The 19,265-nt window shown below is 56.0% G+C and carries 22 protein-coding genes; 13 read left to right on the forward strand and 9 right to left on the reverse strand.

Features of this window, described 5'->3' with window-relative positions:
* Window positions 1-116 precede the first annotated feature (116 nt).
* The gene (locus BLR08_RS22230; RefSeq protein WP_256257744.1) at window positions 117-1,913 is read left to right on the forward strand and encodes a putative polysaccharide biosynthesis protein; all 1,797 of its coding nucleotides are present in this window, start codon (window positions 117-119) and stop codon (window positions 1,911-1,913) included.
* A 223-nt stretch (window positions 1,914-2,136) separates the two neighbouring features.
* On the opposite strand, the gene BLR08_RS22235 is transcribed toward BLR08_RS22230, so the two are convergent.
* Entirely contained in the window at window positions 2,137-3,420 is a 1,284-nt protein-coding gene (locus BLR08_RS22235) for a DUF2515 family protein (protein WP_256257745.1), read from the reverse strand.
* A 136-nt stretch (window positions 3,421-3,556) separates the two neighbouring features.
* On the opposite strand from BLR08_RS22235, the gene BLR08_RS22240 reads away from it, so the two are divergent.
* Window positions 3,557-5,158 carry a copper amine oxidase N-terminal domain-containing protein gene (locus tag BLR08_RS22240; RefSeq protein WP_072334984.1) on the forward strand — a complete coding sequence of 534 codons (1,602 nt, stop codon included), beginning with the start codon at window positions 3,557-3,559 and terminating at the stop codon, window positions 5,156-5,158.
* A gap of 270 nt (window positions 5,159-5,428) precedes the next feature.
* Here BLR08_RS22240 and BLR08_RS22245 read toward each other — a convergent pair whose 3' ends face one another.
* Together BLR08_RS22245 and BLR08_RS22250 are read right to left on the reverse strand one after the other, a co-directional pair.
* A complete protein-coding gene (locus BLR08_RS22245; RefSeq protein ID WP_072334987.1) occupies window positions 5,429-5,656 on the reverse strand; it encodes a type II toxin-antitoxin system antitoxin in 228 nt (75 codons plus the stop codon).
* Window positions 5,657-5,666: 10 nt separating this feature from the next.
* A complete protein-coding gene (locus BLR08_RS22250; RefSeq protein ID WP_072334990.1) occupies window positions 5,667-6,512 on the reverse strand; it encodes an SPFH domain-containing protein in 846 nt (281 codons plus the stop codon).
* Window positions 6,513-6,690: 178 nt separating this feature from the next.
* On the opposite strand from BLR08_RS22250, the gene BLR08_RS22255 reads away from it, so the two are divergent.
* The 5 genes from BLR08_RS22255 (at window position 6,691) to BLR08_RS22275 (ending at window position 10,526) form a co-directional block, all read left to right on the forward strand.
* The gene (locus BLR08_RS22255) at window positions 6,691-7,035 is read left to right on the forward strand and encodes a thioredoxin family protein (RefSeq protein WP_072335129.1); all 345 of its coding nucleotides are present in this window, start codon (window positions 6,691-6,693) and stop codon (window positions 7,033-7,035) included.
* Window positions 7,036-7,275: 240 nt separating this feature from the next.
* Window positions 7,276-8,202, forward strand: a complete 927-nt coding sequence (locus tag BLR08_RS22260) for a COX15/CtaA family protein (protein WP_256257746.1) — start codon at window positions 7,276-7,278, stop codon at window positions 8,200-8,202.
* Between the two features lie 55 nt (window positions 8,203-8,257).
* Window positions 8,258-8,695, forward strand: coding sequence for a universal stress protein (locus BLR08_RS22265; RefSeq protein WP_072334995.1), 438 nt, complete (start codon window positions 8,258-8,260; stop codon window positions 8,693-8,695).
* A 183-nt stretch (window positions 8,696-8,878) separates the two neighbouring features.
* Entirely contained in the window at window positions 8,879-9,646 is a 768-nt protein-coding gene (locus BLR08_RS22270; protein WP_072334998.1) for a Cthe_2314 family HEPN domain-containing protein, read from the forward strand.
* Between the two features lie 58 nt (window positions 9,647-9,704).
* Window positions 9,705-10,526 (forward strand): SDR family oxidoreductase, encoded by an 822-nt coding sequence (locus tag BLR08_RS22275; RefSeq protein ID WP_072335001.1) that lies wholly within the window; start codon window positions 9,705-9,707, stop codon window positions 10,524-10,526.
* Window positions 10,527-10,712: 186 nt separating this feature from the next.
* On the opposite strand, the gene BLR08_RS22280 is transcribed toward BLR08_RS22275, so the two are convergent.
* The gene (locus tag BLR08_RS22280; protein WP_010493716.1) at window positions 10,713-10,961 is read right to left on the reverse strand and encodes a NifU family protein; all 249 of its coding nucleotides are present in this window, start codon (window positions 10,959-10,961) and stop codon (window positions 10,713-10,715) included.
* 78 nt (window positions 10,962-11,039) lie between these two features.
* Between BLR08_RS22280 and BLR08_RS22285 the strand changes: the two genes are divergently transcribed.
* Window positions 11,040-11,300: a YuzB family protein gene (locus BLR08_RS22285; RefSeq protein WP_072335004.1), complete on the forward strand. Its 261-nt coding sequence runs from the start codon at window positions 11,040-11,042 to the stop codon at window positions 11,298-11,300.
* A 10-nt stretch (window positions 11,301-11,310) separates the two neighbouring features.
* Here the strand turns inward: BLR08_RS22285 and BLR08_RS22290 are convergent, their stop codons facing one another.
* On the reverse strand, window positions 11,311-12,375 hold the full coding sequence (locus BLR08_RS22290; protein WP_072335007.1) for an NAD(P)/FAD-dependent oxidoreductase: 1,065 nt from the start codon (window positions 12,373-12,375) through the stop codon (window positions 11,311-11,313).
* Between the two features lie 27 nt (window positions 12,376-12,402).
* The gene (gene mqnE, locus BLR08_RS22295; RefSeq protein ID WP_371117609.1) at window positions 12,403-13,476 is read right to left on the reverse strand and encodes an aminofutalosine synthase MqnE; all 1,074 of its coding nucleotides are present in this window, start codon (window positions 13,474-13,476) and stop codon (window positions 12,403-12,405) included.
* Window positions 13,477-13,783: 307 nt separating this feature from the next.
* On the opposite strand from mqnE, the gene BLR08_RS22300 reads away from it, so the two are divergent.
* Together BLR08_RS22300 and BLR08_RS22305 are read left to right on the forward strand one after the other, a co-directional pair.
* A complete protein-coding gene (locus BLR08_RS22300; protein ID WP_072335013.1) occupies window positions 13,784-13,984 on the forward strand; it encodes an aspartyl-phosphate phosphatase Spo0E family protein in 201 nt (66 codons plus the stop codon).
* An 82-nt stretch (window positions 13,985-14,066) separates the two neighbouring features.
* A complete protein-coding gene (locus BLR08_RS22305) occupies window positions 14,067-14,429 on the forward strand; it encodes a HesB/IscA family protein (RefSeq protein ID WP_072335016.1) in 363 nt (120 codons plus the stop codon).
* Window positions 14,430-14,641: 212 nt separating this feature from the next.
* Here BLR08_RS22305 and BLR08_RS22310 read toward each other — a convergent pair whose 3' ends face one another.
* Complete coding sequence (locus BLR08_RS22310; RefSeq protein WP_072335019.1) at window positions 14,642-14,968, reverse strand: SPW repeat domain-containing protein; 327 nt, start codon at window positions 14,966-14,968, stop codon at window positions 14,642-14,644.
* Between the two features lie 493 nt (window positions 14,969-15,461).
* Here BLR08_RS22310 and sda point away from each other — a divergent pair, with 493 nt between their 5' ends.
* Entirely contained in the window at window positions 15,462-15,623 is a 162-nt protein-coding gene (sda, locus tag BLR08_RS22315) for a sporulation histidine kinase inhibitor Sda (protein ID WP_371117602.1), read from the forward strand.
* A 106-nt stretch (window positions 15,624-15,729) separates the two neighbouring features.
* On the opposite strand, the gene BLR08_RS22320 is transcribed toward sda, so the two are convergent.
* A complete protein-coding gene (locus BLR08_RS22320) occupies window positions 15,730-15,978 on the reverse strand; it encodes a hypothetical protein (RefSeq protein WP_072335022.1) in 249 nt (82 codons plus the stop codon).
* 106 nt (window positions 15,979-16,084) lie between these two features.
* Complete coding sequence (locus BLR08_RS22325; protein ID WP_072335024.1) at window positions 16,085-17,074, reverse strand: NAD(P)/FAD-dependent oxidoreductase; 990 nt, start codon at window positions 17,072-17,074, stop codon at window positions 16,085-16,087.
* A 488-nt stretch (window positions 17,075-17,562) separates the two neighbouring features.
* Between BLR08_RS22325 and BLR08_RS22330 the strand changes: the two genes are divergently transcribed.
* Together BLR08_RS22330 and BLR08_RS22335 are read left to right on the forward strand one after the other, a co-directional pair.
* Window positions 17,563-18,753, forward strand: coding sequence for an NAD(P)/FAD-dependent oxidoreductase (locus BLR08_RS22330; RefSeq protein WP_072335027.1), 1,191 nt, complete (start codon window positions 17,563-17,565; stop codon window positions 18,751-18,753).
* A 3-nt stretch (window positions 18,754-18,756) separates the two neighbouring features.
* A complete protein-coding gene (locus BLR08_RS22335) occupies window positions 18,757-19,029 on the forward strand; it encodes a hypothetical protein (RefSeq protein ID WP_072335030.1) in 273 nt (90 codons plus the stop codon).
* The last annotated feature ends 236 nt before the right edge of the window (window positions 19,030-19,265 follow it).

A 19,265-nucleotide genomic window follows, 5' to 3' on the forward strand; every position in this document is an offset into this window, starting at 1 on the left:
GATACCGGGTTAGATCTACGAACTAGGTTGGATGAGAAGACCGACTGGCCGGCGCCGGGCGGTCTTTCGCGTGAATGATCGGACGCGAATATCGGATGGGAAGAAGGGATTCCACGTTGTCGAAGGATTCAAAGGACGCTAAGGACTCGAAGGACTCGAAGGACTCGTTAGTAAAAGGGACGCTGATTCTGACGCTGGCTGCGCTCGTGGCGCGGGCGCTTGGCGTTGTGCAGCGCATTCCGCTCGTCTACCTGCTCGGAGATATCGGGATGGCCGCATACGGGATTGCCTTCAATTTGTATTCCCTGCTGCTCGTTGTCGCCACAGCGGGTATCCCGAGCGCGCTCAGTAAAATGATCTCGGAGCGGACCTCGCTCGGACGGCATGAAGAGGCCGACCGCATCTACCGCGCGGCGTTATGGTTTGCGGCGATCGCCGGCGTCGTGATGACGGCGATCATGTACGCGGGAGCGCCATACTTCGCCCGCAGCATCATCAACCCGCAGGCGACGCTGCCGATTCAGGCCATCGCCCCGGCGCTGCTGCTGTTCCCGCTTATCGCCATCATGCGGGGGTATTTCCAGGGACGCCGGATGATGATGCCGGGCGGCATCTCGCAGATTATCGAGCAAATATTCCGAGTCGCGACTTCCGTCGTGCTGGCTTACCTGCTGCTTAGCCACAGTCTGGACGCCGCGGTGGCGGGCGCTTCGTTCGGCGGGGTGATGGGCAGCGTGGCGGCCGCGGCCGTGATGCTGTATTATGCGCTGCGCTTAAGACGCCGAGACCGGGGCGAGCGCGCCGCCGGGCAAGAAGCCTCCGGCGCAGCCGGAGCCAAGGCATCTGCCGCAGAAGCTTCGGCTTCCGGCGCCAGAGCGGCCATCGCGGGGGCGCCGGCCTCCGGTGCAGCTTCGGCCGGTCCGCCGCTGAGCTTCCGCGCGATTTATGCGCAGCTGTTCAAGCTGTCCGTGCCGATCGTCATTTTCTCCATGACCGTCACCCTGATCTATACGATCGATTCCTCGATCGTGACGCTGCTGCTGAAGGATCAGACAGGCGAGCATACGGCGCGCGAACTGCTGGGGATATTGACGGGACGCGCCCAATCGCTGGCCGGCATCCCGATAATATTGGCGGTCGCCTTGAGCCAGTCGATCGTGCCGATCATATCGGGGGCCTACTCGCAGAACGATCTGAAGCAGGTATCCGCCCAAACGTCCAAGGTGCTGCAGCTGGCACTGCTGTCCGGACTGCCGATGGTGCTGCTGATCGCTCTGGGCGCCAGGCCGCTCAACGGATTTATATTCGGCAACTCCACCGGTTCGGCTGTGGTGGAGGCATATGCCGGTCCGATCATCGCCGCGCTCACGGTATCGGCGATCTTTCAGATCGTCATGCAAACCTCCGGCGCCGTGCTGATGGGGATGGGACGGATGAAGCCGCTGGTGCTCGGCGTTGCGGCCGGCATCGCGGTCAAGCTGCTGCTCAGCTTCGCGCTGGCTCCGCTATGGGGCATCTACGGGATCATTGCCGCCACGGCAGCCTGCTTCATCCTGATGACCGCGATCAATGTGCGGGTGCTGCATCAGGCCGTGCCCTTCCAAGTTTTCACCTTACGCCGCTGGGGAGCGCTGGCCGTATCGACAGCGCTTGTCGTGCTGGCGGGGCTGCTGGCAGACTGGACCGCAGGCGCATATATAAGGCCGTTCGCGTCGCTGCGCGCCAATGATCTCGTGCAAGCCGTCGTAGTATGCGGCATCGTCGGCGTGCTGTATACGCTGCTGCTGTTCGCAACGCGCGTCATGACCTTGCAGGAGCTGAACAGCCTGCCGGGTCCGCTGCGCAAGCTGCTAAAGCCGCTGCTGTCCCGGCTTCCCGGGGCCAGGAAGGCATCGGATGAGGGCCAGGCGTAGCGTCTGCGCCTGCTGGGCATAGCCACTCCATGGAAGCTGAAGCCGCTTGACGAAAATAAGCCGGTCCGGATCGAGATATCCAATCTCGTCCGGACCGGCTTATTAGCCGTGCGGCCGCACGTTTCTCCGCAGCACAGCCGAATCCTCCCGCCAAACAGTTCTCTCGTTTGCGGTCAGCCCAACCGGTGCAAGCGCCATATCCCGTCTCAGCCGGGCTGCAGGCTTACACGAACAGCTCGCCGGCGAGCACGGCCAGCTCAAGCTTTTTCAAGCCGCTGCCGAAGGCTTGCGTCATATCGCAGCTGTCCGGCGTACGGATATCGCGCCAATAATCCAATGCGGCCAGCTCCCTGAACCAGTCGCCCCGCTCGGGTGCGGCCACCGGCCGGTCGGGCCACGCCTCCTGCAGGGACGGGCTGTACAGCTTCCCGGCGCCCGGCATCAGGCGATGGCCTTCAAGGCGCTCACGGAGCTGATTGCGCCGCGGCGGAACGCCTGACCGGACCGGGCTGAAGAGATGCGGCCAGTAGTCCGCGCGGGAGGCGGTATGACGCTTGGCGAAGGCGAAACGACGGACGCCCTCCTTGACTTCGGGGATGCAGAACAATATCGCGTACAGCTGTTTGCCGACCTCGATCCGCTCATGCAAGCTGCTGAAGCTCTCCAGCGTCAGCCCGGCCAGCCGGCATTCCCCGTCCCGGTCGTAGGGAAATACGACTTGGTTCAATTGCAGCAAGGACTGCATCTGAAAAAACAGCGTATCGACCACATGCTTCCGGTATGCGGGATTGCGCACGACGCGCTCCTCGATATAATGCTGCTCGTTCACGATAAGCCCGATCGTGAGCAAGGCGGGGTCGGGCTGCTCCCAGAACATCTCCCACAACGGACGCATCACGGCGGATACGCCCAGCTCCGGCAGCAGATGAAAGAGCGGTCTCCGCGCCTGCAGGCTGGCCTCGTACAGGAGCAGCTGGGGATAAGCGTCCCGGAAAATAAGCGCGTTCGCCCGCTCCAGGAAGCCGAACACCCAGGCCCGCTGCTGCTCGGCGAGCAGATGGGGGAGGAACTCTCCCCTGAGATCGGTCATCGTCCAGCCTCCGTTGCGCGACACCATATGGGCGAGCAGCGCCCAGTGCAGCTCCGGGCGGTCTCGGTAGACGCGCAAATAGGCGGCCGTGCGCGTCAGGTTGTTGCGGCCGCAGGCATCCCGCTCCGCTCGGATGCGGGCCAGCAGCCGCTGCTCCGGGACGGTCAGGCTCCCTCCCGGCTTGCCGGAGCCGGGAAGGCTCAGCTTCCAGCGGCATCGCTCGGTCAGCGCGCGGACGGCCGCCGGATTCACGCGAATGATCCCAGGGGCCTCCGCGTCCGGTCTCCGGCGGCCATTCGCTGCCGCAGCGAGCATCTGCAGCAGATGGCGTGCAGTCATGCGCACGGTCCGGGCCAGAGGGGCCAACCTGTCCAAGCCAGCCCGGATCGCCGATTTTCGTGCTGAATAGCGATTCATCTCATCTCCACCTGTGTAAATAAATGAGGGTGCATGCTTAAACAAGGTTTGTTTGTTGCATAGAACGAAACATTTGCCCATAAAGCCGCGTATATAACTAATGGTATACATATTAGTAGAATGTAGGAGGTAGAAGATGAAGAAAAGAAGTTGGAACTTCAAAGCGGGCCTGATGGCTTCTGCCCTGGCGCTTGGCCTGGCGGGTTGCGCCCCGGTGGGAACGGTGGATGTCAATAAAGCCATCTCGAACACCTACTCCGTCAAATCGGCGCAAGGGACGTCAAACTTGACCTTAGAGCTCGTTCAGACCCCGTCCGCGTCCTTGACCTCCGAACAGAAGCGCATCCTGGACCTGTTCAAGAACGTCAAGATCGATATTACCGACTCCAAGCAGGAGAGCTTGACCAAAGCGTCTATTAAGGGGACGCTTTCCTATGGCAGTTCGAAAATCCCATTCCATTTCACCATGACGGATATGGACTACACGATCGATATTGAAGGAGCCAAGAAGCCGATCGTTATCCGCAACAGCGCAGCGTTCAGCTCCCAGGCCGAAGGGATAACGCTGACAGCCGAGCTGCAAAAGCAGCTGCAGGAGCTTACGCTGAAGGCCGTCGATTCGATGCCGAAGCTGGTAGGCTTCTTCACGAATAACTTCCCGAATCCGAAGAAAATATCGGCTGAAGAAGCTTCGATCACGGTGAATGGAGAATCGCTGCAGACGCAGAAGCTGTCTCTTGAGATCAAAGGCGGCGAAGTCATCGGTCTGGTCAAAGGCTTCCTCCAGAATGTGCTGAAGGACGAGGAAGGGCTTAAGGAATTCATCGCCGTTATCTATGATCTGTATATGCCGATTGTCAAGGAATCGATGAAGGCTGCCGCAGCGGACGAAGCGGGCAGCATGCAGATGGAGCAGGTCGCCCCGTTCCTGGAGAACAAGACGCTCGCTGTAGAATTCATCTTTACCTTCCTGAAAAGCACGCTGGAGAAAGCCGTAGCGGAATTCGACCAAACGGTCGACAATCTGCCAGGCTCTGAGGGCGGTAGCCTGAAGGAAGTTTTGAACGATAATCAGTCGCTGAAGATGGACCTGTATCTGGATAAGGACCACTTTACGCGCAAGTCGGAGATGGAAATGAATCTGGCTGTGCCGGCATGGGCTGAGCAAGGTATCGAAGCGGTCAAAATTACTTCGACCAGCGAAGTGTGGGACATCAATAAGCCGGTTACGATCGACAAAGTTGACGTATCCGGCGGCGTCACCGACTTGGTGAGCGATTCGGGACGAATGACTGCAAGCAAGTTCGTAAGCCTGCTTGAGCCGCAATCCGATCTGTATAAGCTGCTGAAAAATGATCTGAAGATCACCAAAAAGCAAATCAGCATGCAGGTGCCTGCCCCTGGCGACGACAGCTTGAGCTTCCTGCCGCAGCCTTACAACGAACAGGGAACGGTTATGGTGCCTGTCCGCTTCGTGACGGAGCAGCTGGACGCCGAGATCGAATGGGACGCAGCTGCCAAGCAGGTGAAAATTACCGATCCGCTTACGGGCAGCGTGGCCGTTCTGACGATTGACAGCAAAGAGGCGACGGTGAACGGCAAGGCGTTTGCTTTGGAGCAGCCTGCCGTACTGGTGGAAGGCAGCACCTATGTGCCGGTCCGCTTCGTGGCCGAAAGCATGAGCGCGAAGGTCGGCTGGACGCAAGAGACACAAACCGTGGAGATTACACGCGACTAAGCGACGATCCGAAGGTCCGGGATGCGAGAAGCATCCCGGGCCTTTTTGTTGTAAGCCCAGCAAGTACATCCATCCCCCCGGCTGGGAGCACAAAGCCGTTCTGCAGCGATCCTGTTCTCTGTTAGATTATCCCAAGCGCCGGCATGTTATGCCTGCGTGCTGCCCGATATGCGTGGTAAGGCCCGCTCATGATGAAAACATGAAAACGGCCGGCTCCCGGACAATCCCTTCGCAACAAAGGATTATCGGGAGCCGGCCGAAGGAGGCCCGTTATTCGGTTTCCTTGGTGTCTTGGCCGGCTGAGCCGGACGCCGGCGAATCGGCAGGCGGGGCGGCGGAAGGGCGCTGCGGTCCGAGTCTTCCAGCCCGCGCGGCCGCCTCCCGCAGCAAATACTCGATATGGCTGTTTACGCTGCGAAAATCATCGGCCGCCCATCGCTCAAGCGCCTCGTAAAGCTTGGGGTCCAGCCGGAGCGCAAAATTTTTCTTAGCGGCCATGGCGGACGCCTTAGTACAGGCTTCCCGTGTTGATCACCGGGCTTGCCGAGCGATCGGACACGATGGCCACCAGCAGATTGTTAATCATCGCCGCCTTGCGTTCCTCATCCAGCTCGATGACGCCCTCTTCCTGAAGCTGGGAGATTGCCAGCTGGACCATTCCTACAGCCCCCTCGACGATTTTGGAGCGCGCCGCGATGATAGCGGCCGCCTGCTGACGCTGCAGCATGGCGCTGGCGATCTCGGTGGAGTAAGCGAGATGGGTGAGGCGCGCCTCCATCACTTCTACCCCTGCGACGGACAGCCTCTCCTGCAGCTCACGGGCAAGCTCTCTGGCGACCTCATCCGAATTGCCGCGCAGAGAGTAGCCGGCTTCATCGAACATATCGTACGGATATTTGCCGGCTACATGCCGCAGCGCCGTTTCACTTTGAATCTCGACGAACTGCTCGTAATTGTCCACATCGAACGTAGCTTTGGCCGAATCGATGACCCGAAATACGACGACAGCCGCGATCTCGATCGGATTGCCTTCGATATCGTTGACCTTCAGCTTCGTGCTGTTGAAGTTGCGGACTCTCAGCGATACCTTTTTGCGGACGGAGAACGGGGTGGTCATCCAGATGCCGCTCTGGCGGATCGTTCCGGCGTAGCTGCCGAAGAACGTTACAACCATAGCCTGATTGGGCTGCACGATCGTCAGACCCGACAGCAAGGTGACGGATACGATAGCCAGAATGACGCCAAGCACCGGCGATTCCGTCTGAACCATCAGCCAGGCTCCGGCGATACCGACGACAGCGAGGATAAGCAGGCCGATAAAGCCGTTTAAAACCCAAGGTTTCTTTTCATTCATTTCACATTCATCTCCTTATAAAGTGAAGTGGGGGTGGATATTGTTTGTATATCGATTTGATATTTTTATGATATCACTTTTAGGAATTATTGTAAATATGCAATTCGTGGAAATGGACATCAGGGACGAGATTGACAGACGATCCCCCGAGTGCTATAAGTGGGTAGAGGTGATCCGTATGGAACAGGTAAAAAGCGAAGAGCGCTTCAAGGAAATCGTAGCGGACGATAAGCCCACCGTGGCCGTCTTCAAGACGACCTGGTGCAAGGACTGCCACTTCATCGATCCGTTTATGCCGGAGGTTGAAGCGGCTTACGAGGACCGTCTCCGGTTCGTTCACGTGGACCGCGACGACCTTCCCGACCTGTGCAGCGAGCTCAATATTCTGGGCATTCCCAGCTTTATTGTGTTCCGGAACGGTCAGGAGCTGGTCCGTTTCGTCAGCAAGCTGCGCAAGACGAGAGATGAAATCGAGCAATTCCTTGACCGTGCGGTCGAGGTTGCCGGAGCCGTCAACTCCTAAGCGGCCGTATGATGCGCGCAAGCAGGCGCCTTATTTACCGAAGAAGTCCGGAGTGCGATTGTACCGTCGCGCACCGGACTTCTTCTTTCATGGCTTTGTAACATTTCCGCGTGGAATTGCCCCCTATTAATCGTTATAATGTTAATGAATGTTCGTACTGACAGAACATCGTTGCATGTGCTCGACAAGGAAGTAACGAACGAAAGAAACGGGTGAAAGCGGATGAAAATGGAGCGAAGAATGAAAGCTTGGTCACTCGCCAGCATGCTGGGCATGTTTCTGATTCTGGTAATGGGCGCGCTCGTTACCAAAACGGAATCGGGCCGGGGCTGCGGGGATGACTGGCCGCTTTGCAATGGAAAGTTTATTCCTGCGTACACGATTGAATCGCTTATCGAATACAGCCACCGCTTTGTGGTCGGCGTTGTCGGATTGATCCTGCTCGTCACTACCATTCTTGTGTTTTTGTACAGCAGACGCCGGGATGCCAAGTGGTATGTCGGCGGCGCCATGTTCTTCACCGTACTGCAGGCGATTCTGGGCGCCATGGCGGTCGTATGGCCGCAGTCGTCGGCGGTGCTCGCGCTGCACTTCGGCTTCTCGCTGATGTCCTTCGCCTTTACGCTGCTGCTGTATCTGGTTTTTACGAAGTATGGCGACGCTATGTACAATGGCGATGGCACCCGGCTGACCCGGGGAGTGCGCTTCTCCGTCTGGGCGGTATTGGTCTACAGTTATGTTGTGGTTTATCTGGGCGCGTTCGTCCGTCACACCGAGGCGATGGGAGGCTGTATCGGCTGGCCGCTTTGCAATGGGCAGGTTATCCCTGAGCTGTCCGGTCCTACGGCCATCGCCTTCATCCATCGGGTGGGAGCTGCGGTCCTCGGGCTTGCGCTGATCGCGCTGTTTCTGTTTATTCGCGGACAAGCTGGCCGCGATAGCGGGATGTACCAATCGGTGCAGCTGTCGGTCGTGCTGGTCGTTCTGCAGATTCTCAGCGGCGGATTTGTCACGCTGTCGATCGGCTATGATATTTATTTGCTGGCCAGCTTGCTGCACGCGGTGCTGATCTCTTGTTTATTCGGCGTCTTGTGCTACGCAGCGATCGCTTCGCTTCACACGGCCGGCTCGCATGGGCAGGCTTACGGGGCGCGCAGGCTGCGGTAGGTTTAGCAAGGAGCCGGAAGAGGGTAGTAAACAGTAGAAGAGAGGAGGAGTTCGTATGCTGTATGGAAACATTCTGGTTGCTTATGACGGATCGGACATCTCGGAGCGCGCGCTTGACACGGGAGCCCGTCTGGCGGCCCTGTCGCCGGAAGCGAAGCTGAAGGTGATTCATGTGTTCTATTGGCCGTCGCTCGTCATCGGCGATGCGTTCGTAGCCGCTCCCCCGGCTATGGCCAAGGAGGAGTACGAGTACACGCAAGCGCTCGAGCAGAAGGCGCAAGCCCGGGCGCTCGAGCTTGGCGTAGAGCAGGTGGAGGTTACGACTTTGCAAGGATCGCCGGCCAAAGCGATTTTGAACTTTGCCGAGGAGTCCGCCGCCGATGTCATCGTCATCGGCAGCAGGGGGCTCAGCGGGATCGGCGAGCTTGTGCTGGGCAGCGTCAGCCATAATGTCGTGCAGCACGCCCGGATTCCTGTTCTTGTCGTCAAATAATCGACTGTTTTGTACTCAGCCGGGCTCCCGATCAGGAGGCCCGGCTTTTTCCATGTAGTTCCCATCAGTCTGCAGACTGATGGGCTGTCAGGGAGAGCGCAACCAGCCGTAGTGTTCCAACCTTCCATAGGGTATACTAGCAGAAGAGATACGGCATTCCGCGAGAAATGGGGAGCATACGACATGTTGAGAGCATTATTCGATGAACCGCCGCGCAAGGAAGAAGGGCTATTGAGAGAAGCAAACGAAGCCATCCGCCAATACATGCATACGCTGACGCTGATTCCCCAGGAGCGGCAAACTCCGCAGGAGCAGCGGTTTGCGATATGGAGCCAGAGCTTCCTGCGGTCAATTGACGAACTGGAGCAAAGCCAGTATGCGGCAAGCCGCTACGGCCGTCTTGTGGATACGACGCTGGTCGATCAGATGCCGCCTGACGAGCGCGAGCAGTACAACCGGCATTTGTATTATTATAAAAACGCGCTGATCCGGCTGTTTGCTATTCTGGACAAGCTGGGGCAATTCCTCAATGAACGGTTTGCGCTGCAGACGGAGCGGATCAAGTCGCGATTTTCTTATTTTACCGTTCTCCGGAATATGCATCAGAACGGCTTGTATACAGACTTGGAGCAGATGCTGTATGAACTGAAAATGAGCTACAAGGAACCGGTGGCCCGGCTCCGCAATCAACGGAACATGGAGATTCACACGATCGATGCGGATCTGCTGGACGACCTGATCAAGGCCAGGGAGAGCAAGCCCGGCGAGCGCATCCGTCCCGAGGCGGAGGAGATTGACGGCAATCTGGCCGATCTGGAGGCCGGCTGCGAGATGACGTTCCGGATTGTTGCGATCGCTTTCCGGTACATAGCCAAGCATCCCCCTTCCAAGGCTCCCGTGCGCAGCCGGCAGAAAGCCCGGGAGGGCGGCGATGCGGGCAGGCGTCGTTGAATCGGACATCCGCATCGACTATACTGAAAGGTAGACTAAGCCTGCGGGAGGGATGGGCATGGAGCCATCACGAAAGGTCGCGCTCATTACCGGGAGCGCCAAAGGACTCGGCAGGATGACGGCCCTTCAGCTGGCCGAACGGGGTTTCGATATCGTTGTCAATTATGTACATAGCGAAGCCGAAGCGGATACGTTATGCCAGCGTATCCGGCAGCTCGGCGCGAATTGTCACGCGGTGCAGGCCGACGTCTCGAAGACGGCTGACCGGGAAAGGCTTGTGAGGGAGGCGGAAGCTCGCTTCGGCCGAGTCGATGTGCTCGTCAACAACGCAGGCCCCTTTATCCGGGAACGGCGTTTTTTCCGGGAATATGAGGCGGCGGAGATCGAAGGGCTTATGCAGGGCAATCTCATCGGAGTCATGCATTTGGATCATCTGGTGATTCCCGGCATGCGGGAGAATGGGTGGGGACGCATCATCCACTTCGGCTTCGGTCACGCGTCCGAGGCGAGGGGCTGGCCGCATAGGGCCGTTTACGCGGCTGCGAAGGTAGGACTCGTCTCCTTCACCAAAACGCTGGCGGTCGAAGAGGCCGGAGGCGGCATCACGGTCAATATGATCTGTCCGGGCGATATACGGGGGGCCAATAAGGAGCGTCTGATCGAAGAGGCCGAGCATCTTCATGACGATGAATCCCCGCGGGGGCGTCCGGGTACAGGGGAAGATATTTCCCGCGTGATTGCGTTCCTGTGCGAGAGCCGTTCCGACTTCCTGACGGGCAATATAATCGATGTGTCAGGCGGTCTGGACCCGATCCGCGCGATGGTAAGCGGGGGAACGGTGCGGGATGGGACGAGCGCCGGCTCGGCTGCCGGGACGTGAGGACTGCGCCTTGCGGCGCGTGGTCCTTATGTACCGTACGGGAAGCCTGCCGTTTCCAGTTCCCGTTCAAGGTTGCCTGATGCAGGAGAACGGGGGAAGCTGAGCTTAAGGCATAAGGAAAAGGGCCGACCGTCTCCGATCGACCCTCTCGCCTGAAATCCCTTCCGCAGCTTGCGAAAACGGGGCTTAGAATACTTGCATAACTTCCTGAACGCCTTCCACCTCTTCGAGCAGCGCGCGCTCGATACCGGCCTTCAGCGTAATCGTGGAGCTCGGGCAGCTGCCGCAAGCGCCCATCAGTCTCAACTTGACGATACCATCCTCTACGTCCACCAGCTCGACGTCGCCGCCATCGCGCTGCAGGAATGGACGAAGTTTATCTAGAACTTCAAGCACTTCATCATACATGGTGCTTTGCTGCGTATTTTCGCTCATGTGCTTCATCTCCCTTCTATCCTTTATTATAGTACAATCGTCAGAAAATTAAAATGGCTGTAAAGGAGTAATGCGTCCGTGAGACCTATCATCGAATTTTGCGCCAGCAATATGCATCACGGAACGGATAAGCTGATGCAAGAGCTGGAAGCCAATCCGGAGTATGATGTGCTGGAGTACGGGTGCTTGGGGAATTGCGGCGAATGCTACCTGTTTCCTTTTGCGCTCGTGAACGGCGAGATCGTCGCAGCCGAGACGGCGGAAGGACTTGGGCAGGCTGTGCGAGCCAAAATCAAAGAGATCGAGGACATGCTCGATCTCTTAAGCGATTCGGATTAGCTTAAGCCGCTCAGCCGAAGTGGTGCTTCGACATCCAGAGCACGCCGCTCTTGAGCGCGCGCGGCATCATGCCGGTCATGACCGTCCGCTTGCCCATCAGGCCGAAGCCGGACTTTTTGCCGAGCGAACCCAGAACTCCCTTGAGCTTGATTTTGCCGAGCCGGGGAGTTTCGTTTTTCCAGACAGCCAACAGGACATCGGCGACCTGCTCCCCCTGCGCCTCTGCAGCCTGGCCGCTCGGCGAGAAGGGGAGCGACGCACAGTCGCCTACGACATAGACGTTCGTGTAGTCGGGCAACTGGTGGTAGTCGTTGATGATCAGCCGACCCTGGGCGTCTTTGGGCAAATTCAGGTTCTGTACGATCGGGCTCGGCTGGATGCCGGCCGTCCAGATCGTGACGTCGGTATAGATGATTTCCGCCCCGTTATACAGCACGCCCGGCTCAAGCTTGTTCAAGGAGACATGGGTGCGCAGCTCGATATCATGCTCCAGCATCCACTCGCGGACGAACTTGCGCACCTTCTCAGGGAAGGGCGACAGTACGCTGGCGCCTCGGTCGATAATACGAATGTTGAGATCCGGACGGCTCTCCCGAAGCTCGGCTGCCATCTCGACCCCGCTGAGACCGCCGCCTACGATGGAAATTTGTCCGTAAGGCTTGGCGTCATTGGTGGCCTGGTACGTTTTGCGCGTCGAGGACAGCGACTGGATGCTTTGCGAAAACTGCTGAGCCCCTTCGATGCCGTGATATTTATCCACACAGCCCAGCGCGATGACGAGCCAATCATAAGAGAGCGGCTCATCGTTCTCGAAGTGAATGAGTTTGGCATCCAGATCTACGCTTGCCACTTCGCCGTACTTCAGAATAAGCCGGGGATCGACCGGGAAGTGAACCCGGATATCCTGATCCGAGACCGTTCCGGCAGCGAGCGCGTAATACTCCGTTTTCAAGCCCTGATAAGGCATCCGGTCGACCATTATCATCGCCGTGTCTCCCGGAATATCCGCGTCAAGCAGCTGCTGCGCTACCGTCAAGCCCCCATACCCTCCGCCTAGAATAACGAGTTTTTTCATAAGAACGGCAAACCCTTTCTCACATGCTTATTCGTAAACCTTGATCTCGTTGTAGAAAGTATCCCGCTCCACCGGGATGCGACCGGCTCCCTTGATCAAGTGTACAAGCTCGTCCCGGGTCAAACCTTCGGGGGACGTGGCCCCGGCTGCATGGCTGATGCGTTCTTGAATAATCGTGCCATGAGCGTCCGAAGCGCCGAAAGCAAACGCGATCTGGGTCAGTTGGGTGCCCAAGTTGATGAAATACGCCTTCACATGCTGAATGTTGTCCAGCATAAGGCGGCTGATGGCAATCGTCCGCAGATTGTCATAAGCGGATACCCGCCGCTTCAGACCGGCATCTACGCTGGCCGGCTGGACGGCATTGGGGATGAAAACCATAAAGCCGCCGGTCTCATCCTGCAGCTCGCGCAAATACATCAAATGACGAATCCGCTCCTCGTACGTCTCGATGGAACCGAAGAGCATCGTCGCATGGGTTTTCATGCCGAGCTGATGCGCGGTCCGGTGAACGTCCAGCCATTCGTCGGCGGATGCTTTATCCACAAGACGCATTTTCTTGCGGTAGCGCTCCGACAAAATCTCCGCGCCTCCGCCGGGCATCGTGCCGAGTCCGGCGTCGATCAGCTCTTGCAGCACTTCCTTGTAGCTTTTGCCGCTTAACCTGGAGAAAAATTCGATCTCGGCCGCCGTATGCGCCTTGATGGTCACATTCGGGTAACGCTGCTTCAAACCGCGAATGCAGTCTACATAGTATTGGAAAGGCACGCCCGCGTTATGCCCGCCTGTGATATGAAATTCCCGCATGCCCGGGTGGTAATGTTTGTCGATATAATCGAACATTTGCTCCGGAGTCAGCGTATAAGCGCCCTCCTCGCCTTCATCGCGGCGGAAGTGGCAGAAAGCGCAATGCTCTTCGCACACATTGGTGAAATACAAGCTCATGTTGTCGACAAAGTACACCTTCTTGCCGTTTTTGCGCAGGTTCACTTTATTGGCCAACTGACCGATTGTCAGCAGGTCATCGGATTCGTAGAGAAATACGCCGTCCTCCAAGGAGAGGCGCTCGCCATGCTCTACCTTTTCGGCGATAGCCGCCATACGCAGCTGTTCGTTGCTGATTGCGGTGCTCACTTCGGTCCACCTCCGTAAACTGGATACGCGCCCATGGGCGGTTGGCTCATGGGCGCATTCGTCAAAATCTTGCTTACCAATCTAGTTAAAACGGTCTACCTATAAATCCTGTCTATGCCGTGCATACGTACGAGCAATACATCTTATTATAAACCTCATGTCCCAACGGGGCAATATTTCAGATTATCTATTTTCTTCGCAGCCGAAATCTAGTATACTTCTTTTTTGTTGGCAAGGAGAGACGGTATTTGTTGGATAGGCGGTGTAAGGTGGCTTGACGGACAATTTGGCTGACCTGCATATTACGTTGACGCTTGAAATAGAACATACCCGCGAACGGATGGTTCGTTTGGGGGTGGAGCTCGGACTGATGCATCCTGAGGTTCATCGCTGCAGCGAGCAGCTGGACTTGCTGCTGCTTCGCTTTTACTACATCGACAAGCAGAGAAAAAGCAGATCATGCCAATTCCCTTGAGGTGTCGGTCGTAAAGGAGTATACTTTTATATAGAACGGCTTGGATTGACTTTAACTTGGACGCAAGGGAGGCTGAGTTTCTATGATTACGATCAGCGAGACGGCTAGCGATAAAATCAAACAAATGCTTCAGGCGGAGGAAGCGGAAAATCTGTTTCTTCGCATCGGCGTGAAGTCCGGCGGCTGCAGCGGCTTTTCCTATGGCATGGGTTTTGACGACAACGAGCAGGAAGGCGACAAGGTTATGGAGATCCATGGACTGAAGGTCGTTGTGGACGAGGAAAGCTCCAAGTATTTGTACGGCGTCGAGATTGATTTCCAGGACACGGGAATTGGCGGAGGCTTCACGATCCAGAATCCGAACGCAGTGGCATCCTGCGGCTGCGGTCAATCGTTCCGGACGAAGGAAGAGGATGCGGTGCTGGCGCAGCCTTGCGAGGATTAATCGAATCATCGTTGTACGAATCACGAATACGGCCCTTCATTCGGGTGTGCCGCTAACGCATGCCGGGATGAAGGGCTTTTTGGCATGCGCCGCTTTCGCCGCGAGCGTGAAAGAGCATGGAGGGCGGTCAGGGTTCCATCGCGTCTCCTGCGGACAGGCGAAACAGCCCGCGCCGGATGGACGGGGGCTGCAGCTCTGGGAACGATGATGGTTTATGGCGACGGAGTTGACCGATTCATCGAGGCGTAGTTGAGGAGCACGGTTGCATAGCCGCCGGCGATATACAGGATTGCCACAGGCCAAGCCAGATGGAAGGCAAACGGGAAAATCAGGAAGGCTACGCCGCAAAGCAGGGATACCCAATGCGGCGCCGATGACCAGCCCGACTGTCCGCGTGCGCTTAAGGAAGCGAAAAGCTGAAGAAAGCCGAGCGTTATTCCGGTCCATACGGCCGGCTCATGGCCGCTTGTGCCCGTCCACCAGGGGGCGGATGCAAGCAGCAGGCCGAGGCAAGCGGTTAAGCCATTGTATAAGGACATCCGATCTCACACCATCCTTTCTGCACGAGCAGTAGGGGCGGCAGCGGTTGGAGTCCGAGCCCTTGAAGCATTATATGCAAGCGGTTGCAGGGTGGTTCGGACGAATCGGCGCCAGTCAGGGTACTATTTATTCAATAGTACCCTGATGCCTTGGATGACGTTGTAGATGATGACGGCGAAGTAGAGCGTTGCGCAAAGTGCCATGGTGAACGAAAGCTCGCGATAAAAGGGGATGTGAAAATAAAAAGATGAGAAAAATGACTCCACTCGGATGAAAAGGAAGGGCTAATGGTGATTAAATTTTTTTATTGAAATGCCCGCCCGCCAGCATGTGTATAACTTTGTCCACATATCCTACCGTATAAAGCCCCGTCTTACCCTTCTTATCAACATCATACCCACAGCTTGTACACAGTTGGATGTGGATAACAGAACGCTTGTTCTAGATTTCCATACATGGTAATATAACTTTACTTTAAAGAGAAGCAAGGTGATGGCCATGAAGCTAATCAGCAATGAGATTTTGGTGGAATCCTACTTTAAAGCCCTGGACTTGAAGCTTGAAGAAGAATTTGTCGAATTACTGCTGGAAGAGATCCATCGGCGTCAGCTTGACTTGAACTATTTTAGACAGGATGATGCGCAGGTCAGTTGACTTGCGCTTTTTTTTATCTCCGAAAGTAAAGCGAGCTTAAGTCTAGGCGCATGAAAACGACCGAATTCAATGGGTAACCCCCCGGTCGGCCGCCGGCCTATGCCGATCATTGACGTTCCTGCAGGAACTGGGTGACGATAATCGTGGTGCTGAAGCCGTTTTGGAGAAAAAGCAGCCATTGAAAAAAGACATCTGTCTTGGTAAGCTCCAAGCGGATGTCTTTTTTTACTGAAGCAAGAAGTAGCGGAAATGGGAGGGATGTCGGGTGAAAAGCGAAAGCTGCGCCTTTAAAGTCGTGTCCTAACCACAAATAAATCCCCGTTGGACACGACTTCAAGAGCGGCTGAAACCGCATATCCATTCCTCCCACGCACCAAAAGCATGGGAGCCCGACGGAGGTTTTTTCTTCGGAAGCCTTCCGCAACAGAGGAGGGCCGCACGGATGGCGCGGTGTTCGGAACCTACAGCTTCATGTTCGAGCTATGGCCCGGGGACAGCTTCGCCGAAGGGTCAATGTAAACCTTCGCATTGTTTATGGCGGTCGGAGCTTCGCCGAAGCCTACGGCGATCAGCTTGAGCTTGCCGGGATAGGTCGTAATGTCGCCGGCGGCGAAAATACCGGGGATGTTCGTCTCCATGCGCGAGTCAACGACGATAGAGCCGTTCTCGATCTGCAAGCCCCACTCGCCGATCGGACCGAGGGAGGATACGAAGCCGAAGTTGACGATGACGGCGTCCACGTCGACGATCGTTTGCTCGCCCGACTTGATGTCGCTCAGCACGACGGAGGAGATGTTGTCCGTTCCGTGCAGCGAGACGATTTCTTTGGGGGTCAGCACGTTTACTTTGGACTTCATCAAGTTCTCGACGCTATGCTCATGCGCACGGAACTTGTCCCGGCGGTGGATCAGCGTAACCTGCTCGGCGATCGGCTCCAGCATCAACGCCCAATCGACTGCGGAATCGCCGCCGCCGCTGATCAGCACCTTCTGGTTTTTGAATTTATGCAGGTCGCTAACGAAGTAGTGCAGGTTCTTTTTCTCATACTTGGCGGCTTCCGGCAGCTCCAGCCTTCTTGGCTCGAATGCTCCTACGCCCCCGGTGATGATGACGGCTCTGGACTGATGCACGCCTTTATCCGTCGTAATTTCAAATAGCCGCTCGTCCTTCTTCTCTACACGCAGCACCTTTTCTTCCAGGCAAATGTTGATCCCTGTAAAATGCTTCATCTGGGCATCCAGATTGTTGACGAGCTCTTGAGCGGTAACTTTGGGGAAGCCGGCGACATCATAGATGTATTTCTCCGGATAGAGCGCGGCCAGCTGCCCGCCGAGCTGCGGCATGCTTTCGATCAGCTTGACAGAAGCCTGGCGCATCCCGCCGTAGAACGACGCGAACATCCCGGCAGGCCCTCCGCCAATGACAATAATGTCTACAATTTCGTTACTCATGAAAATGAAGCACCTCCGGTACTGGTATGAATCCACTCTATTATAAACGTAGGCCCTTCTCATGGAAATATGGAAGAGAATAATTATCAATTAAAATTATTAATGGCGTTCATAATTTTTTCAAATAACCCGTTACTTGGCCAAGCTTTGTAACATTCCCGTTATCCATTGTAATCAAAATAACACTTGCTATTTCACACGTAACATTATATCATTTCATAAGACTTGGTTAGTTCTGTACACACATATTTTCCGTGTAGATTGCCCATAATAAGCAGAAATATTCATAAGCCGATCATTGGCTCGCCAATCGGCTCGGCGGACTGTTCTTGTTAAGATCCAGCTCAATTCATCTGAAATCTATGTGTACGGGTAGCTTTGGGGCAAACACTTATTTTGATATAGATTGTGTAAAATTTCACAAAGAATTTTGGAACAACCTACAAAAAATATATAGAAAAACTACCTACGGATGGAAGGGATAGAGCATGAGTCGAATACCGAGAATTGTCATTTTGGGTGCTGGCTACGGCGGTATTGTAACGGCAATCCGATTGCAGAAAGAGCTTAACTATAACGAAGCGGATGTCACGCTGGTTAATAAACATGATTATCATTACATCACTACGCATCTGCATATGCCTGCGGCGGGGACGGACAATCCGGAGAACGCGCGCGTCAACATTCTGAAGCTGATCGATGAATTCAAGATCGATTTCGTCAAATCGACGGTCGTCCAGATTCGTCCCCAGGAGAAGAAGGTTATTCTGGAGGAAGGCACGCTGTCCTATGATTACCTGGTGATCGGGCTCGGGGGAGAGCCGGAGACATTCGGCATTCCGGGTTTGAAGGAGCATGCGATGAATATTCGCTCCATCAACAGCGTCCGGTTTATCCGCGAGCATATCGAATACCAGTTCGCCAAGTTCAAGCGCGAGCCTTCGCGTTCGGATTATTTGACCTTCGTAGTCGGCGGAGCCGGCTTCACCGGGATCGAATTCGTCGGCGAGCTGGCCGATCGTATTCCGGAGCTGTGCAAGGAATTTGACGTGGACGCGTCCCAAGTGCAGATTTACAATATCGAGGCGGCTCCGACCGCGCTGCCGGGCTTTGATCCGGAGCTGGTCGAATACGCGATGAATGTGCTGAAAAACAAGGGAGTCACGTTCAAGATCGCTACGGCGATCAAGGAATGCACCCCGGATGGGGTCGTGCTCGCTACTGGCGAAGAGATCAAGTCTGCTACCGTCATCTGGACGGGCGGCATTCGCGGCAATCATATGCTTGATGAAGCGGGCTTCGAGACGATGCGCGGCCGCATCAAGGTTGACGATACGCTACGCATCCCGGGTCATGAGAATATCTATGTGCTCGGCGATTGCTCCATCGTGATGAATCCGGAAGGCCGTCCTTATCCGCCGACCGCTCAAATTTCGATGCAGCAGGCCGATGTCTGTGCGCATAACCTCGTTGCCCAGATCCGCAATTCGGATCTGAAGAAGTTTGAATACAAGCCGAAGGGCACGGTTGCCTCGCTTGGTCGCGGGGAAGCGATCGGGATCGTCGGCTCGCGGAAGATCAAGGGCGGTGTGGCAGCGGTGATGAAGAAAATTATCGATGTCCGGTATTTGTACACCATCGGCGGCATTCCGCTCGTGCTGAAGAAAGGCCGCTTCTAGCCTATGCGTCATTGCAGCGTTCAGGTTCGTGGGCTGCTGACCCGCGAAGAGCTCGACAGGTATAACGCCTTGATCGAGGTCGGCCACTTCCTGGAGGAGCAGAAGCGCTACGATCTGGTTGCGCCGGTGCAGAAGGAGATCGATATTCTAATCCTGCCGGCCATCGAGCGTTTGAAGGAGAAGTCGCGCCAGCGCGACCGCGATACGGAGGAGTATTTGCGGCGCAAAGCGCTGGAGCAGGAGCTGGCTAAGCTGGCTGAGGAAGATGAGGATTGAACCGACAGGAATCGATAGAAATTAGGAAGCCTTGCGGATCGGCGTCAGAGCCGGTCAGCAGGGCTTTTTTCTTAGAATTCTCATGAACCTTAAATGGATGTTTGCTGATGGCTCAGTTCGGCTCAACGAATGAAAAAATCGCAGTTATCTTAACGTATTCCGCCCGGTAAAATGCAAAATAACCCGCGCATTTTCCTGCCTGCCGGACAGAAAAATACGCGGGTTATGGAGAGCCG

It is taken from the genome of Paenibacillus sp. cl123 (assembly GCF_900101595.1).
GTDB lineage: Bacteria > Bacillota > Bacilli > Paenibacillales > NBRC-103111 > Paenibacillus_G.

What these genes read in the sequence shown, in the direction of transcription:
- BLR08_RS22235 (WP_256257745.1), bottom strand. Translation starts at nt 3,420, where the DNA reads ATGAATCGCTATTCAGCACGAAAATCGGCGATCCGGGCTGGCTTGGAC.
- BLR08_RS22240 (WP_072334984.1), top strand. Translation starts at nt 3,557, where the DNA reads ATGAAGAAAAGAAGTTGGAACTTCAAAGCGGGCCTGATGGCTTCTGCC.
- BLR08_RS22245 (WP_072334987.1), bottom strand. Translation starts at nt 5,656, where the DNA reads ATGGCCGCTAAGAAAAATTTTGCGCTCCGGCTGGACCCCAAGCTTTAC.
- BLR08_RS22250 (WP_072334990.1), bottom strand. Translation starts at nt 6,512, where the DNA reads ATGAATGAAAAGAAACCTTGGGTTTTAAACGGCTTTATCGGCCTGCTT.
- BLR08_RS22255 (WP_072335129.1), top strand. Translation starts at nt 6,691, where the DNA reads ATGGAACAGGTAAAAAGCGAAGAGCGCTTCAAGGAAATCGTAGCGGAC.
- BLR08_RS22260 (WP_256257746.1), top strand. Translation starts at nt 7,276, where the DNA reads ATGAAAGCTTGGTCACTCGCCAGCATGCTGGGCATGTTTCTGATTCTG.
- BLR08_RS22265 (WP_072334995.1), top strand. Translation starts at nt 8,258, where the DNA reads ATGCTGTATGGAAACATTCTGGTTGCTTATGACGGATCGGACATCTCG.
- BLR08_RS22270 (WP_072334998.1), top strand. Translation starts at nt 8,879, where the DNA reads ATGTTGAGAGCATTATTCGATGAACCGCCGCGCAAGGAAGAAGGGCTA.
- BLR08_RS22275 (WP_072335001.1), top strand. Translation starts at nt 9,705, where the DNA reads ATGGAGCCATCACGAAAGGTCGCGCTCATTACCGGGAGCGCCAAAGGA.
- BLR08_RS22280 (WP_010493716.1), bottom strand. Translation starts at nt 10,961, where the DNA reads ATGAGCGAAAATACGCAGCAAAGCACCATGTATGATGAAGTGCTTGAA.
- BLR08_RS22290 (WP_072335007.1), bottom strand. Translation starts at nt 12,375, where the DNA reads ATGAAAAAACTCGTTATTCTAGGCGGAGGGTATGGGGGCTTGACGGTA.
- mqnE (WP_371117609.1), bottom strand. Translation starts at nt 13,476, where the DNA reads ATGGCGGCTATCGCCGAAAAGGTAGAGCATGGCGAGCGCCTCTCCTTG.
- BLR08_RS22305 (WP_072335016.1), top strand. Translation starts at nt 14,067, where the DNA reads ATGATTACGATCAGCGAGACGGCTAGCGATAAAATCAAACAAATGCTT.
- BLR08_RS22310 (WP_072335019.1), bottom strand. Translation starts at nt 14,968, where the DNA reads ATGTCCTTATACAATGGCTTAACCGCTTGCCTCGGCCTGCTGCTTGCA.
- sda (WP_371117602.1), top strand. Translation starts at nt 15,462, where the DNA reads ATGGCCATGAAGCTAATCAGCAATGAGATTTTGGTGGAATCCTACTTT.
- BLR08_RS22320 (WP_072335022.1), bottom strand. Translation starts at nt 15,978, where the DNA reads ATGCGGTTTCAGCCGCTCTTGAAGTCGTGTCCAACGGGGATTTATTTG.
- BLR08_RS22325 (WP_072335024.1), bottom strand. Translation starts at nt 17,074, where the DNA reads ATGAGTAACGAAATTGTAGACATTATTGTCATTGGCGGAGGGCCTGCC.
- BLR08_RS22330 (WP_072335027.1), top strand. Translation starts at nt 17,563, where the DNA reads ATGAGTCGAATACCGAGAATTGTCATTTTGGGTGCTGGCTACGGCGGT.
- BLR08_RS22335 (WP_072335030.1), top strand. Translation starts at nt 18,757, where the DNA reads ATGCGTCATTGCAGCGTTCAGGTTCGTGGGCTGCTGACCCGCGAAGAG.